Annotated in this window: 13 protein-coding genes; 5 read left to right on the forward strand and 8 right to left on the reverse strand. The window is 71.2% G+C overall.

The genetic code is table 11. The features are described from left to right. From V7Q31_RS05080 to V7Q31_RS05105, 6 genes are all read right to left on the reverse strand, one after another. Window positions 1-100, reverse strand: a 100-nt coding sequence (locus V7Q31_RS05080; protein ID WP_333832656.1) for a 4Fe-4S binding protein, incomplete at its 3' end; no start/stop codon positions are given. 16 nt (window positions 101-116) lie between these two features. Beyond that, window positions 117-3,026 carry a formate dehydrogenase subunit alpha gene (locus V7Q31_RS05085; protein WP_333832598.1) on the reverse strand — a complete coding sequence of 970 codons (2,910 nt, stop codon included), beginning with the start codon at window positions 3,024-3,026 and terminating at the stop codon, window positions 117-119. Window positions 3,027-3,096: 70 nt separating this feature from the next. Beyond that, on the reverse strand, window positions 3,097-3,285 hold the full coding sequence (locus V7Q31_RS05090; protein WP_333832599.1) for a twin-arginine translocation pathway signal protein: 189 nt from the start codon (window positions 3,283-3,285) through the stop codon (window positions 3,097-3,099). Window positions 3,286-3,367: 82 nt separating this feature from the next. Further along, window positions 3,368-3,976, reverse strand: coding sequence for a TorD/DmsD family molecular chaperone (locus tag V7Q31_RS05095; protein WP_333832600.1), 609 nt, complete (start codon window positions 3,974-3,976; stop codon window positions 3,368-3,370). A gap of 118 nt (window positions 3,977-4,094) precedes the next feature. Continuing rightward, a complete protein-coding gene (locus V7Q31_RS05100; RefSeq protein WP_333832601.1) occupies window positions 4,095-4,937 on the reverse strand; it encodes a DUF3306 domain-containing protein in 843 nt (280 codons plus the stop codon). Beyond that, on the reverse strand, window positions 4,934-5,503 hold the full coding sequence (locus tag V7Q31_RS05105; RefSeq protein ID WP_333832602.1) for a DUF3305 domain-containing protein: 570 nt from the start codon (window positions 5,501-5,503) through the stop codon (window positions 4,934-4,936). Before V7Q31_RS05105 ends, V7Q31_RS05100 begins: the two co-directional genes overlap by 4 nt. 92 nt (window positions 5,504-5,595) lie before the next feature. Here V7Q31_RS05105 and V7Q31_RS05110 point away from each other — a divergent pair, with 92 nt between their 5' ends. Genes V7Q31_RS05110 through V7Q31_RS05120 form a run of 3 tightly spaced genes read left to right on the forward strand, consistent with a single transcriptional unit; the run spans window position 5,596 to window position 9,811 of the window. Then, the gene (locus tag V7Q31_RS05110) at window positions 5,596-7,659 is read left to right on the forward strand and encodes a 4Fe-4S binding protein (RefSeq protein WP_333832603.1); all 2,064 of its coding nucleotides are present in this window, start codon (window positions 5,596-5,598) and stop codon (window positions 7,657-7,659) included. Next, a complete protein-coding gene (locus V7Q31_RS05115; RefSeq protein ID WP_333832604.1) occupies window positions 7,656-9,059 on the forward strand; it encodes a multicopper oxidase family protein in 1,404 nt (467 codons plus the stop codon). The genes V7Q31_RS05110 and V7Q31_RS05115 overlap by 4 nt, the downstream gene beginning before the upstream one ends. Window positions 9,060-9,061: 2 nt before the next feature. After that, window positions 9,062-9,811: an SDR family oxidoreductase gene (locus tag V7Q31_RS05120; protein ID WP_333832605.1), complete on the forward strand. Its 750-nt coding sequence runs from the start codon at window positions 9,062-9,064 to the stop codon at window positions 9,809-9,811. 16 nt (window positions 9,812-9,827) lie between these two features. Here V7Q31_RS05120 and V7Q31_RS05125 read toward each other — a convergent pair whose 3' ends face one another. Continuing rightward, window positions 9,828-10,694, reverse strand: coding sequence for a hydroxymethylglutaryl-CoA lyase (locus V7Q31_RS05125; protein WP_333832606.1), 867 nt, complete (start codon window positions 10,692-10,694; stop codon window positions 9,828-9,830). Between the two features lie 153 nt (window positions 10,695-10,847). On the opposite strand from V7Q31_RS05125, the gene V7Q31_RS05130 reads away from it, so the two are divergent. Continuing rightward, the gene (locus V7Q31_RS05130) at window positions 10,848-12,647 is read left to right on the forward strand and encodes an NAD(P)/FAD-dependent oxidoreductase (protein WP_333832607.1); all 1,800 of its coding nucleotides are present in this window, start codon (window positions 10,848-10,850) and stop codon (window positions 12,645-12,647) included. Window positions 12,648-12,878: 231 nt separating this feature from the next. Continuing rightward, on the forward strand, window positions 12,879-14,111 hold the full coding sequence (locus V7Q31_RS05135) for a glycerate kinase type-2 family protein (protein ID WP_333832657.1): 1,233 nt from the start codon (window positions 12,879-12,881) through the stop codon (window positions 14,109-14,111). 133 nt (window positions 14,112-14,244) lie between these two features. Here the strand turns inward: V7Q31_RS05135 and V7Q31_RS05140 are convergent, their stop codons facing one another. Continuing rightward, the gene (locus V7Q31_RS05140) at window positions 14,245-14,997 is read right to left on the reverse strand and encodes an adenosylcobinamide-GDP ribazoletransferase (protein WP_333832608.1); all 753 of its coding nucleotides are present in this window, start codon (window positions 14,995-14,997) and stop codon (window positions 14,245-14,247) included. Window positions 14,998-15,047: the final 50 nt, after the last annotated feature.

Raw genomic sequence — 15,047 nt, forward strand, 5'->3', positions numbered from 1 at the left:
TGATGCCCCAGGGCACCTCGTGCTCGTTCTTGCAGGCCGTGACGCAGGCGTTGCACTCGATGCAGCGCTCGGCGTCGCAGAGGAACTTCATGCGTGCCATTTACTGTGATCCTCCCTCAGGCCCGCTCGATCCGGCAGAGCGTGGCTTTCGTCTCCTGCATCTGCGTGACGGAGTCGTAGCCATAGGTCTGCGCGGTGTTCGAGCTTTCGCCCAGCACGTAGGGGTCCGCGCCCTGCGGGTATTTCGACCGCAGATCCGCGCCCTGATAGAAGCCGCCGAAATGGTAGGGCATGAAGGCCACGCCCTGGCCGACCCGGTTGGTGACCATCGCCATCACCCGGATCTTGCCGCCCTCGGGGCCGTGCAGCCACACCATCTCGCCGTCGCGGACGCCCAGATCGTTGGCGTCGCGCGGGTTGATCTCGACGAACATGTCCTGCTGGAGTTCCGCAAGCCAGGGGTTCGACCGGGTCTCCTCGCCGCCGCCCTCGTACTCCACCAATCGGCCGGAGGTGAGGATGATCGGGAAGTCCTTGGAGAAGTCCTTCTCCTGGATCGAGGCGTAGAGCGTCGGCACGCGCCAAGCCTTGCGGTCGGTGTAGGTGCCGTATTCCGCCACCAGATCGCGCCGCGGCGTGTAGAGCGGCTCGCGGTGCAGCGGAACCGGGTCCGGGAAGGTCCACACCACGGCGCGGGCCTTGCCGTTGCCGAAGGGCGCGCAGCCATGCTTGAGCGCGACGCGCTGGATGCCGCCCGACAGGTCGGTCTTCCAGTTGACGTCGCCAATCTTCTCGACCGAGCCGGCCACCGCGAGGATCTTCTGCCGTTCGGCGTCGGTCAGGTCGCCGTCCCAGCCGAGATCCATGAGCATCTTCATGGTGAACTCGGGGTAGCCGTCTTGGATTTCCGAGCCGACCGGATAGACGCCGTCGGCCAGCAAGCTCGCGCCTTCCCGCTCGACGCCGAAGCCCGCGCGGAAGCCCATGCCGCCGTCCATGACCGGAACCGTCACGTCGTAGAGGTTCGGCGAGCCGGGGTGCTTGACCTCAGCCGTGCCCCAGGCCGGCCAGGGCAGGCCGTAATAGTCGCCGTCGCAGGGGCCGCCATTGGCGCGCAGCGTCGTCTTGTCGAAGGTGTGCTGGTTGGCCATGTGCAGCTTCAGCCGTTCGGGCGTCTGGCTGGTGATGCCGATCGTCCACATGCCGCCCAGATACTCCTTGGCGACATCCTCGATCACCGGCTCGTCGCCCTGGATCGCGATGTTGCGGAACATCCGGTCGGTGAAGCCGAACTTGTCCGCGAACATCTTGATGATCACGTGGTCGGGCTTGCTCTCGAACATCGGCGCCATGATCTGCTCGCGCCACTGGATCGAGCGGTTGGACGCCGTCACCGAGCCGGTGGTCTCGAACTGGGTCGCGGCCGGCAGCAGGTAGCAGTTGTCCTTGCGGTCGTGCAGCACGGCCGAAACAGTCGGGAACGGATCGACCACGACCAGCAGGTCGAGCTTCTCCATCGCCGTCTTCATCTCGGTCATGCGGGTCTGCGAGTTCGGCGCGTGACCCCAGAGCACCATCGCCCGGGTGTTGTCGGGCTGGTCGATGTTCTCCTTGGCTTCGAGGACGCCGTCGATCCAGCGCGACACCGGGATGCCGCTCTCGTTCATCAGGAACTTGTCCTTGCCGTCCGCGCCCTTGATGGTGGCGAAGCGGCTCTTCAGCCAGTCGAGATCCTCGCCCCAGACGCGCGCCCAGTGGGCCCAGGCGCCGGCCACGAGGCCGTAATAGCCCGGCAGCGTGTCCGACAGCACGCCGAAATCGGTCGCGCCCTGCACGTTGTCATGGCCGCGGAAGATGTTCGTGCCGCCGCCGGCCTTGCCCATGTTGCCGAGCGCCAGCTGCAGGATGCAGTAGGCGCGGGTGTTGTTGTTGCCGTTGGTGTGCTGGGTGCCGCCCATGCACCACACGACGGTGCCGGGACGGTTGTTGACCAGCGTGCGGGCCACCCGCTCGAGCTGCGAGCCCGGCGTGCCGGTGACGCGCTCGACTTCCGCCGGGTTCCACTTGGCGACTTCGGCCTTGATCTGGTCCATGCCCCAGACGCGGGTGCGCAGGAACTCCTTGTCCTCCCACCCGTTCTCGAAGATGTGCCACAGGATGCCCCAGACCAGCGCGACGTCGGTGCCGGGCCGGAAGCGGACATATTCGTCGGCATGCGCCGCGGTGCGCGTGAAGCGCGGGTCGCAGACGATGAGCTTCGAGTTGTTCTGCTCCTTGGCGCGCAGGATGTGCAGCAGCGACACCGGATGCGCCTCGGCGGGGTTGCCCCCGATGAAGAACATCGCCTTGGAGTTGAACATGTCGTTGGTGGAGTTGGTCATCGCGCCGTAACCCCACGTGTTCGCGACGCCCGCGACCGTGGTGGAGTGGCAGATGCGCGCCTGGTGGTCGACGTTGTTCGACCCCCAATAGGCTGCGAACTTCCGGTAGAGATAGGCCTGCTCGTTGTTGAACTTGGCCGAGCCGAGCCAGTAGACGCTGTCAGGGCCGCTTTCTTCGCGGATCTTCAGCATCTTGTCGCCGATCTCGTTAATGGCGGTGGCCCAGTCGATGCGGGTCCACTGGCCGTCCACGAGCTTCATCGGGTATTTCAGGCGGCGTTCGCCATGCGCATGCTCGCGCACCGCCGAGCCCTTGGCGCAATGGGCGCCGAGGTTGAACGGGCTGTCCCAGCCGGGCTCCTGCCCGATCCAGACGCCGTTCGAGACTTCCGCGATCACCGAGCAGCCCACCGAGCAGTGGGTGCAGACGGATTTCTTCAGCTCCACCGCCCCCTGGACGGCGGACGCCGCTTCGGCGGGCCGCGTGGCCCCGAAGTTCAGCGCGGCGGCGGCGGCGAGGCCGCCCACGGCGAGACCGGAACCACGGAGGAAGCTGCGGCGGTCGACGGTTTTTTCAGCGATGCGGGTCAGGGCCGAGACCGGGCGGGGGGCCATTCCAACCCCACCCGTTTTTCTCCTGAGCATGTGCGTTTCTCCTGTGACGCGCGGCCGTTGCCGACCGACGACATGGGGTTTCAGTTGCGACGGCGGCCGATCAGAACCGGCAGCTGTCGATGTAGGCCTTGACGTGCGCCGTCTCGCGGTAGCCGTCGCCGGCCGCCGTCTCGACGGACGCGCTCGCGGCGCTCGCGCCGGTCGCCGAGGCGACGCCGGCGCCCACGGCGCCGACCGAGGCGAGGCGGAGGAAATCGCGGCGGCTGGCCGCGGCGTCCTTCTCTGCCATTGTGCTCTCCCTCCAATTTGCGCCGCCTGCGCGGCGCTCCATCCCGGGGGCGCGAGCCCCCGAACTCCCCGGCTGCGCGCCTTCAGGCCTGCAGGCGGAAACCCGTCTTCTCGATCTCGACGAAGGCCGCGCCCAGCGCGCCGACAGGGGCGTAAAGCCCCGCGAACACCGCCTTCTCGAGGTCCGAGAAGAAATGCCCCGCCCAGGGGGCGAGGTGGCGGTTGTAGAAATCGCGCTGTTCGGCCAGGGGGACGGGTCCGCGGTAGCGGCCCCTGATCAGCCCCGCCATCATGTCGCACAGGCTCGCGATGTGGTCCTCGGGCTCGCTGACATGCTCGGCGCGCGCGATGCCGAGGCGGGCCATGTCGTCGCGCAGCGTGGCGAGCGGCTTCTCGTTCAGGAAGCCCGTCAGATAGTAGCTGGCGTAGGGCAGCAGCTCGCCGCGCCCGACGCCGATGAACAGGTCGGTGTACTCGCGGTCGGCGCGTTTCACGTCGAACTGCGCCGCGCGCTCGGCGAGCAGGCCGAAGGCCTTTCCCACCGCGCCTTCGCCGGGCTCGATCGCCGCGCAGCTCTTCAGAAGCTCGGCGGAGGGCGACCGCGCGAGGAGGGCGGCGAGAAGATCGTAGACGTTCGCCCGGATCTGATCTTCCTCGGGCAGTAACTGCGCTGCGCGTTCGGTCGCGGACATGCCGCCGACTCTCCGGTCTTGGGGTGTGGATTTGCGCGAAAGAGTTCGCACAAACCACTCTCAGCCAAAGACGCTACGCCCGTTCCAGTATTTCCGTCCAGTGAAAAGCGCTTCGAATTCAGCTCTCGTCAAAGCGAAAGACCATTCGCCGCGGCTTCGGGGGCGTCGCTGCGGCGCCGAATTGCGTTCGCGCTGCAGCATCCGCGTCACGTTGTCCCAAAGCAATTTCGTCGGGATTTGGACTTAAGTCGGAGAGTTCTGTGTCGAACCGGTCCTTTTCTTGTTGCAATGCGGCGGAACGACGCGAATCGGGTGGGCGGACATGCGGCCGCGCCGGCCGGCCGCCGCCGGCCGCCTCCGCGTCGCGCGCGGCCTCTCCCTCGGCGACCGCATCCCCCGGCTCGACCGTCTCCGCGTCCGACTCCGGCTGCTGGACGGCATCTCCCGCCGCTGCGTCCTCCGCCGCCGCGCGCTCCGCCTCCTCTTCCGCCTTGCGCGCCAGCGCCTCGACATGGGCGCGCAGGCCCTGGCCGACGACGTAGCTCGACCGGACGGCTCCCGCGCCGACGGCCGCGTCCGTGTAGTCGTCGGCGTAGTCGCGCAGGCCGTCGAAACAGGCCAGCTGGCTGTCCGGGGTCACCGCCCACATGCGCCGCAGGGCGAGGCGCTTCAGCCGCGACGGCACGCCCGCGCGCAGGAACGCGCGCGCCTGTTCGGTGTCGAGGATGCTGTCCGGGGCGGGCAGATCGAGCCGTTCGAGGATCTCGGCGTCGCTCATCTTCTCCGCTTCGGCGTCGCTGACGGAGGGCGGCCCTTCCCTCTCGGCGTTCTCCGGCGCGGGCGCCGCAGGCTGCGCGGACAGGTCGCGCTGCGCCGCCTCGGTCGCCGCCCGCTCCGCCGCCTCGGCCGCGACCCGGCGCTTGCGCTGCGACCAGCGCGCAAGGAATCCGTCGTCGCTCATGCGCCGCCTCCGCTGCGCCCGCGCGGCTTCAGCTCGCCCGGCGTGCGGAACACGTCGCTCGCCTGCCGCACGCGCGCGTCGCCTTTCGCGTTCGCGAAGGCTGTCGGATCGGCCGGCGCGCGCTGTCGCTTGCGGAACGCCTCTGGCTCGTAGTGGGTCTCGACGAACTCGGCGATCCAGCCCGCCAGCGCCGGGGTGAGGGGGATCCGCTCGATCAGCTCCTCCCCGGTCTCGAGCGTGAGTTGGGCCTCGTGGGGCGAGGCGGTCAGCGCGTGGAGCCGGAAGGGGCGGTCGGCCTCGCCGGTCTTGTGCATCACCGCCCAGATCGACGGCGCGCCGGAATCGAGGTTCTCGGCGTAGGCCTCCGCGTCGGCCCGATGCAGCACGAGCGCCCCCGTCGCGGCGTGGAACTCCACCGCGTCGCCCTCGCGGCGCAGTTCGCGCCAGTCGGCGTCCTCGGCGCCGGGCAGCGCGGCGACGGCGCGCCAGCACCACTGGCTCCAGCGCGTGGCGCCGGGCGTGCGGCGCACCACGATCCCGACAGGTATCGACCTCCTGCGCTCCATTCGCCGCTCTCCCCGTCGCTTGCGCCGTTGCGTGGCGAAGTTAGACTGACTCCAAACACGGCGCAAATCACCGCGCCGCCGAGGAGACGTCGATGAGCCAAAGCGCCGCTGCGCCCCGTCTGTTCCTGTGCGACTGCCTCGGCAGCCAGAGCGTCGATCCCGGGACGGCGGCGCCCGCCTGCGGCGCGACGGCGGAGAGCCCTGCGACGCATCTGTGCCGGCGCGAGATCGGGCGCGTCTCGCAGGCGCTCGAAGCCGGCGCGCAGGTGATCGTCGCCTGCGGGCAGGAGGTCGCCGTGTTCGCGGACCTCGCCGAGGAACTCGGCGCCTCGGACCGGCTGACCTGCGTCGACATCCGCGACCGCGCCGGCTGGAGCGACGAGGGCGCGCAGGCCGGCCCCAAACAGGCGGCGCTGCTGGCGATGGCGCGGGTCTCGGGGCCTGCGACGCCGGCGCTCACGCTGAAATCGGACGGCGCGCTGCTGATCCTCGGCGCCGCCGACGTCGCCATCCCCGCCGCCGAGAAAGTCGCCGACCGCCTCGGCGTCACCGTCATGCTGCCCGCGCCGGAAGAGGCGGTTCCGCCCTCCGACGGCGCGATCCTCGTGACGACGGGGCGCGTCGCTCAGGCCAGCGGCTGGCTCGGCGCCTTCGGGGTGAAGGTGGCGGCCTTCGCCGAGGCCGAGCCTGCGGGGCGCGGCGGCCTGCGCTTCGGGCGGACCCGCGACGGCGCGCAGACCGAATGCGACCTGATCCTCGACCTCACCGGCGGCGCGCCGCTGTTTCCGGCGCATGAGAAGCGCGACGGCTATCTGCGCGCCGACCCGCGCGACCCCGTCGCCGTCGCCGAGGCGCTGCTCAAGGCCACCGCGCTCGTCGGCGAGTTCGAGAAACCCCTCTATGTCGACTTCGACGCCGGGCTCTGCGCCCACACCCGCGCGCGCAAGCAGGGCTGCGACCGCTGCCTGCAGGTCTGCCCCGCCTCCGCCATCGTCCCCGACGGCGACGCGGTGCGCATCGACCCCAACATCTGCGCCGGCTGCGGCGCCTGCGCCGCCGTCTGCCCCTCGGGCGCCGCGAGCTACGCCTATCCGCCGCTCTCCACCCAATGGCGCCGGCTCGACGCGATGGCGCAGGCGTGGCGCGCCGCGGGCGGAAGGGCGTTCCGTCTGCTGCTGCACGACGCTGCGGGGCTCGAATTGATCGAGGCGTCGGCGCGCTTCGGGCGCGGCTTGCCCGCCGACGCGATCCCCTTCGCGCTCAATCAGGCGACGATGGCCGAGCACGGCCACATGCTCGCCGCGCTGGCGATGGGCGCATCCGAAGTCGTCGTCCACCTCCACCCGCGCAAGGCCGACGAAGCCGACGCGCTGAAAGGCCAGATCGCGCTCGCCAACGCGCTTGCGACGGGGGCGGGATTGCCGGGCGCGCGCGCCCGTCTCGTCGAGACCGACGACCCCGACGCGCTCGAGGCCGCCCTCTGGGTCGCGCCCCCCGCGCCGCACAAGGCGCAGCCGATCACCCCGCTCGGAACGCGCCGCGCCGTCACCCGGCAGGCCGTCCGCGCGCTCGGCGCATCGACCGGCTCCATGAAGGAGGCGATCGACCTGCCGGCGGACCTGTTCCCCTCCGGCCCGCCCTATGGCGAGATCAAGGTGAACACCGAGGCCTGCACCCTCTGCCTCGCCTGCGTCTCGGTCTGCCCCTCGGGCGCGCTGCTCGACAACGCGGACCGTCCGCAGCTGCGCTTCATCGAGGACGCGTGTCTGCAATGCGGGATTTGCGCGAACGCCTGCCCGGAGAACGCCATCGCGCTCGCGCCCCGCTACCTCACGACCGCGCAGGCGACCGCCCCGCAAGTTCTCAACGAGGAAGAGCCCTTCGCCTGCGTCGACTGCGGCAAGCTCTTCGGCGTGAAATCCACCATCGAGAAGATCTCCGAAAAGCTCGCCGACAAGCACTGGATGTTCGGCGACGACAAGCGCGTGCGGATGATCCAGATGTGCGACGACTGCCGAATCCGCGCGCAATACCATTCCGACAACAACCCCTTCGCCTTTGGAACGCGCCCGCGGATGCGCACCACCGACGACGACCTCGCCGAGCGCGCCGCATCGCAGGCCGCCGAAGCCGCGAAAGGGAGGACCGAGCATTGAGCCGTCTCAACCGCCGTCATGTCCTCGGCGGGGGCCTCGCCGCCGCGCTCGCCCCCGCCTTCGCCCCCCGCCTCACCCTCGCGCGGGAGGGCGACGTGCAGGTGCTGACCGCCGCCCCCGCCACCGCGCCCCTCGGCGCGCCGGAACTGCCGGACACGGGCGTCTGGGCCTATGACGGGCAAGTTCCCGGCCCGCTCATCCGCGCCACGGCGGGCGAGCGCGTGCGCGTCCTGCTGCGCAACGGGCTCGACCAGCCGACGACCATCCACTGGCACGGAATCCGCATCGACAACGCGATGGACGGCGTGCCGCACATGACCCAACACCCCGCGCCCCCGGGCGGCGAGTTCCTCTACGACTTCGTCGCGCCGGACGCGGGGACCTTCTGGTATCACCCCCATTCGAGCGCATGGGAGCAGGTCGCGCGCGGCCTCTACGGTCCGCTCATCGTCGATCCCCCCGGCGGGCCAGAGGCCCCGCGCGAGCTCGTCGCGATGGTCGACGACTGGCGGCTGACCGAGGACGGGCAAATCCATGAGAGCTTCGGCTCAGGTCACGACGCGAGCCATGCCGGCCGCCTCGGCAACTGGCTGACGGTCAACGGCCGCTCGTCGCCCGGCTACCCCGCCCGCCCCGGCGAGACGCTGCGGCTGCGGCTGATCTCCCCCGCCAACGCCCGCATCATGTCCTTCGACTTCGCCGGGTTCGCGCCGCTCCTTCTCGCGCTCGACGCCGCCGCGCTCGACGCGCCCGAGCCGGTCGACGGCCCGGTCGCCCTCGCCCCCGGTCAGCGCGCCGACCTCTGGCTCACCATGCCCGACGCGCCCGGCGTGGCCCTCGTGCATGAAGTCTCGACGGGCGAGCCCACCGACGCCTTCGCCTTCGAGATCGCCGGCGACCCCGCCGCCGCCGCCGCGCCGCCGCCTCTCATGCCGTGGGGCCAGCGCGCGCCGGACCTCTCCGCCGCCCGCGTCGCGATGCTGCGCATGGAGGGCGGCGCGATGCGCTGGTTGGCGCAGGCCGAGCACAAGGGCGAAGTCCTCGACGGTCGCGCGCTCGCCGAACGCGGCCAGTTCTGGGCCTTCAACGGCGTCGCCGACATGCCGCCCGAGCCGCTGATCACGCTGCGCCGCGGCGAGACCGCGATCCTCGCCATGCGCAACGACACCCGCTGGCGCCACGCCATGCACCTGCACGGCATGCATTTCCGCGTCGTCGCCCGCAACGGCGCCGAAACGCTGGAGCCGTGGCGCGACACCGTCCTAATGCAGCCCGGCGAAGCGATCGACGCGGCCTTCAGCGCCGACAATCCCGGCGACTGGATGCTCCACTGCCACATGCTCTCCCACGCCGAATCCGGGATGCACACATGGATTCGAATTCTGCCGGACCCGGTCTGACAATGTCCGTCGAAGGCAAGACCGTGCTGGTCACCGGCGCCAGCCGCGGCATCGGGCGGGCCACCGCCGAGGCTTTCCTCGCCGCCGGCGCCCGCGTGGCGCTGGCCGCGCGCGACGAAGCCGCCATCGCCGCGATCGCCGAAGCGCATGGCGACCGCGCCCACGCCATGGCCTGCGACGTGTCCGACCCCGCATCGGTGGACGCGCTCTATGCGCGCATCGCCGACGCCTTCGGCCGCCTCGACGTCGTGTTCAACAACGCCGGCGCCGCGATGTTCTCCACGCCGGTCGGCGATGTCGGCTGGGAGGACTGGCGGCGCGTGCTGTCGGTCAATCTCGACGGCGCTTTCCTGATCGCGCGCGGCGCTTTCCGCATGATGCGCGAGCAGCAGCCGCAGGGCGGGCGGATCGTCAACAACGGCTCGATCTCGGCCCATGCGCCGCGCCCCGGCTCGGTCGCCTACACCGCCTCCAAACATGCGATCACCGGGCTGACGAAATCCCTCTCGCTCGACGGGCGGCCTTACGGCATCGCCTGCGGCCAGATCGACATCGGCAACGCCGCGACCGACATGACCGCCGCGATGGCGAAGGGCGTGCCGCAGGCGGACGGGCGGCTGGCCGTCGAGCCGCTGATGGATGTGCGCCATGTCGCCGACGCGGTGGTCCACATGGCCGGACTGCCGCTCACCGCCAATGTCCAGTTCATGACGCTGACGGCGACGAACATGCCCTATCTCGGGCGCGGCTGACGCGCCCCGCTCGGCCTCAGTCCTCCTCCGCGTCGCCCCGCATGTCGAGCGCGAGCGCCGCGGCCCGCGCGAGGCGGCCCATGTCGATCCCGGTCGCCACGCCCAGCTTCTCCATCCGCGCGACCAGCGCTCCGGTGGCGACGTTCCCCGGGGCCCCCGGCGCGAAGGGGCAGCCGCCCAGCCCCCCCACGGCGGCGTCGAACACGCGCAGCCCCAGATCCATCGCCGCCTCGACATTGGCGAGCGCCCGCCCGCCCGTATCGTGGAAATGGCCCGCCAGCGTCTCGGGCGGGGCCGCGCCCTGCGCGCCGAACAGCATCGCGCGCACGGTCTCGGGCGTCCCCGCCCCGATCGTGTCGCCGAGCGAGACTTCGAAACAGCCCATCTCCACCAGCGCCGCGACCCCGCGCGCGACCTGCGCCGGCGCCGTCGGCCCGTCATAGGGGCAGGCGATCACGCAGGAGAGATAGCCGCGCAGCGCAAGCCCGTCCGCCTTCGCCGCCTGCGCGACCTCGGCCAGCCGCGCCATGCTTTCGGCGACGGAGGCGTTGAGATTGGCCCGCGCGAAGCCTTCCGAGGCCGACGCGAACACCGCGATCTCGTCCGCGCCCGCCGCCTTGGCCCGCGCATAGCCCTTGAGGTTCGGCGCGAGCGCGGCGTAGCGCACCCCCGGCGCGCGGGCGATGCCGGCCAGCACCTCCGCGCCGTCCGCCATCTGCGGCACGGCCCCGGGCGCGACGAAGGAGGCCGCCTCGATGCGGCGGAAGCCGCAGCCCGACAGCGCGTCGATCAGCGCGATCTTGGCCTCGGTGGGGATCGGGCGCGGTTCGTTCTGCAGCCCGTCGCGCGGCCCGACTTCGACGATCTCGATGCTGTCCGGCATGGCGGCCCCTCCTCTCCAACCGTCTCGCCTTCTACGCGCATCGCGCGGTTTTCGCTATCGCACCGGGCTCGGCCCGCGTTAGCCTGCGAACGGCGCCGGAGCCGACAGAGCCCCGCGCCGGGAGCGAAACGACACCCCAGGGGAGGACCATCCATGCTCGACATGACGCCCGAGACGCGCGCCGCGCATGTGCTGACGACGCTCGGCGAGGCGCTCGCCGCAGGCGACATCGACCGCGCGGTCGATCTGTTTCAGGACGTCTGCTACTGGCGCGACCTCGTGGCCTTCACCTGGAACATCCGCACCATGGAGGGCAAGGGCGCCGTCCGCGCGATGCTTCAGGCCCAGCTCGGCCATGTGAAGCCGACCGGCTGGACGCTCGACCCGAACGAGGCCGTGACCGAGGAAGGCGGCGTGACGACCGCCTGGTTCAGCTTCGAGACCGGCGTCGCGCGCGGTTACGGGCTGATGCGCCTGCAGGACGGCAAGATCTGGACGCTGCTCACCACCATGTCGGAGCTGAAGGGCCATGAGGAGCCGCTCGGCTTCGAGCGCCCGCTCGGCGCCAAGCACGGCGCGGGCAAGCACCGCCCGAGCTGGAAGGAGGAGCGCGAGGCGGAGGCGCGCACGCTCGGCTACGCGACGCAGCCCTATGCGCTGATCGTCGGCGGCGGGCAGGGCGGCATCGCGCTCGGCGCGCGGCTGCGCCAGCTCGGCGTGCCGACGATCATCGTGGAGAAGAACGAGCGCCCCGGCGACAGCTGGCGCAAGCGCTACAAGTCGCTCTGCCTGCACGACCCGGTCTGGTACGACCACCTGCCCTATCTGCCCTTCCCGCCGAACTGGCCGGTGTTCAGCCCCAAGGACAAGATCGGCGACTGGCTTGAGATGTATGCGCGCATCATGGAGCTGAACTATTGGGGCTCCACCACCTGCAAGTCCGCGACCTACGACGACGCCAAAAAGGAATGGACCGTCGTCGTGGACCGCGCCGGCGAGGAAGTCGTGCTGCGCCCGAAGCAGTTGGTGCTCGCCACCGGCATGTCGGGCAAGCCGAACATGCCGAGCTTCCCCGGCATGGAGAAGTTCAAGGGCGACCAGCACCATTCCTCGCAGCACCCCGGCCCCGACGCCTACAGGGGCGAGAAGGCCGTGGTGATCGGCTCCAACAACTCCGCCCACGACATCTGCGCCGCGCTCTGGGAGAACGACGTGGACGTGACGATGGTGCAGCGGTCCTCCACCCACATCGTGCGCTCGGACACGCTGATGGAGATCGGGCTCGGCGCGCTCTATTCCGAGCAGGCCGTGGCGAACGGGATCGACCACCACAAGGCCGACCTCATTTTCGCCTCCGTCCCTTACGCGATCCTGCACGAGTTCCAGATCCCGCTCTACGACCAGATGAAGGAGCGCGACGCGGAGTTCTATGCGGGGCTTGAGAAGGCCGGCTTCCAGCTCGACTGGGGCGCCGACGGCTCGGGGCTCTTCATGAAATATCTGCGGCGCGGCTCGGGCTATTACATCGACATCGGCGCGAGCCAGCTGATCATCGACGGCGAGATCAAGCTCAAGCACGGGCAGGTGACCGAGATCACCGAGACCGGGGTGAAGCTCGACACCGGCGAGGAGCTGCCGGCGGACGTGATCGTCTACGCGACCGGCTACGGCTCGATGAACGGCTGGGCGGCCGACCTGATCAGCCGGGAGGTCGCGGACAAGGTCGGCAAGTGCTGGGGGCTCGGCTCCGACACGCCGAAGGATCCGGGGCCGTGGGAGGGCGAGCAGCGCAACATGTGGAAGCCGACGCAGCAGGAGGCGCTGTGGTTCCATGGCGGCAACCTGCACCAGTCGCGTCACTACTCTCAGTTCCTGTCGCTCCAGTTGAAGGCGCGGATGGAGGGGATCGCGACGCCCGTCTGGGGCTTGCAGGAAGTCCATCACACCAGTTGACGACGCGGGGTTTCCACCCGCGTCGGTTCCTCCGGCGGGCGCGGCGCACCCGCCGGAGGCCTCCCACGCGACCAACGGAGAGACGACGATGAGCGAGCCGAAGGACCTCGATGCGGATGCGGCGGGTGCGCGCGCCGGCGCGCCCGGCGGCGGTCATCCGGGTCGGGGCCTGCGCGCGTGACGGAACGGGTCGCGGAATTGGCGCCGACGCCCGCCGCGCTGCTGCGGCGGATGTTCGACGCGGCGGTCGCAGCCGCCCAGCCCGATCTCTGCCTGCCGCCGCATCTCCCCGAGCCGCCCCCAGGCGGTCGTCTGGCGGTGCTCGGCGCCGGTAAGGCCTCGGCCGCGATGGCCGCCGCCGCCGAGCGCCATTACGGTCGCCCGCTCGAAGGGTTGGTCGTCACCCGCTACGGCCACGCCGTCGCTTGCGAGGGGGTCGAGATCGTCGAGGCGGCCCATCCGGTTCCCGATGCGGCTGGGCTCGACGCGGCGCGCCGCATGCTCGCCTTCGCGCAGACGCTGGGCGAAGGCGATCTCGCGCTGTGCCTGATCTCGGGCGGCGGGTCGGCCTTGCTGTGCCTGCCCGCCGAGGGCGCGACGCTGGCGGAGAAGCAGTCCCTCAACGCCGCGCTCCTGCGCAGCGGCGCGACCATCGGCGAGATGAACCGCGTGCGCCGACATCTGTCCGCGATCAAGGGCGGGCGTCTGGCCGCCGCCTGCCACCCCGCGCGGGTCGTCAACCTGCTGATGTCCGACGTGCCCGGCGACGACCCGGTCGACATCGCCTCCGGCCCCACGGTCGCCGATCCCACGACCTGCGCGGACGCGCTCGACATCCTCGCCCGCCATTCCATTCCTCTGCCGCCGCATCTGCGCGCGCTGCTCGACGCGGGGAGGACCGAAAGCGTCAAGCCCGGCGACCCCCGCCTCGCACGCGTCGAGACCCGGATCGTCGCCGCGCCGCAGACCTCGCTCGAGGCCGCGGCGGCGGTCGCGCGCGCGGCGGGCGTCCCCGCCTTCATTCTCGGCGACGCGATCGAAGGCGAGGCGCGCGAGGTGGGGATCGTCATGGCCGGGATCGCGCGGCAGATCGCGGCGCGCGGCCAGCCTTTCGCGCGGCCCTGCGTGTTGCTCTCGGGCGGGGAGACCACCGTCGCCGTGCGCGGCGGCGGGCGGGGCGGGCGCAATGTCGAATTCCTTCTGTCGCTCGCCGTGGCGCTCGACGGGCTCGGCGGCGTCCACGCGCTGGCCGCCGACACCGACGGGGCCGACGGGGCCGAGGAGGTCGCCGGCGCGATCTGCGGACCGGACACGCTCGCCCGCGCGGGGGCGCTGGGCCTTTCCGCGCGGGCGCGCCTCGCCGACAACGACGCGCACGCCTTCTTCGAGGCGCTCGGCGATCAGCTGGTCACCGGGCCGACGCTGACCAATGTGAACGACTTCCGCGCCATCCTCGTGACCTGAGCCGTCGCGTCGCCGGCGCGTTTCCTCCGACCCTGGGGCGCAAGCCGACCCGAAAGAAACGATCAACCAGAATTTCCCCTTTAAAAACAACGGTCCTCAACTGGGACCTGCCTCCTTCAGGTCGATCTCCGCCCTAGCGCGCGAGAGCCCCCAGCGCCGCGATCTCTCCCAGAACCTGCGCCGCGCCCAGAACGTCGCCGGTCCTGCCGCCGATCAGCCGCACCGAAACCCACCCGGCGGCGAGCCCCATCGCAAGCGCCAGGGCGAGCGCCGGCCCCGCGGAGACCCCGGCCGCCGCCGCGCCGAGCCCCGTCGCGACGACCAGACCGAGCAGGCAGGCCCCGAGCGCCGGCCGCCCCGCCGAAGCCGCCAGACCGTCCTCGCGCGCCGCGTCGGTCCAGCGCATCAGGAACCCCGTGGCCGCCCGGCTCAGCGCGCCCGACGCCGCCAGCGCCCCGACCGCCTCGACGCCCTCGAAGCTCTGGATCAGGCTCCATTTCGCGACCAGCGCGAGGCACAGCGCCGCCGCGCCGAACGTGCCGACCCTGCTGTCGCGCATGATCTCGAGCCGGCGCGCGCGCGTGTAGCCGCCGCCGAAGCCGTCGGCGCAGTCGGCCAACCCGTCCTCGTGCAGCGCGCCGGTCGCGATCAGATAGAGCGCCAGCGCCGCCGCCGCCGCGAGCCCCGGCGCCGCCCCCGCCGCGCCCAGCGCCCAGAACGCCGCCCCCGCCCCTGCGCCGAGCGCCGCGCCGACGAGGGGATGCGCCCAGACCGCCGCGGCCATCCGCGCCCCCGCCGCCATATGGTCGACCGGCGCGGGGATGCGCGACAGCAGGCTCAGCGCGACGAAGGGGTCGCGCCAGTGAGGCCGGAAAGCGGAGGACATGCGCGACTCGCCGTCTTGCGGGGGACCGGCGCGCAGGCTAGCCGGAGGGC

The organism is Rubrimonas sp. (assembly GCF_036788415.1).
GTDB lineage: Bacteria > Pseudomonadota > Alphaproteobacteria > Rhodobacterales > Rhodobacteraceae > Rubrimonas.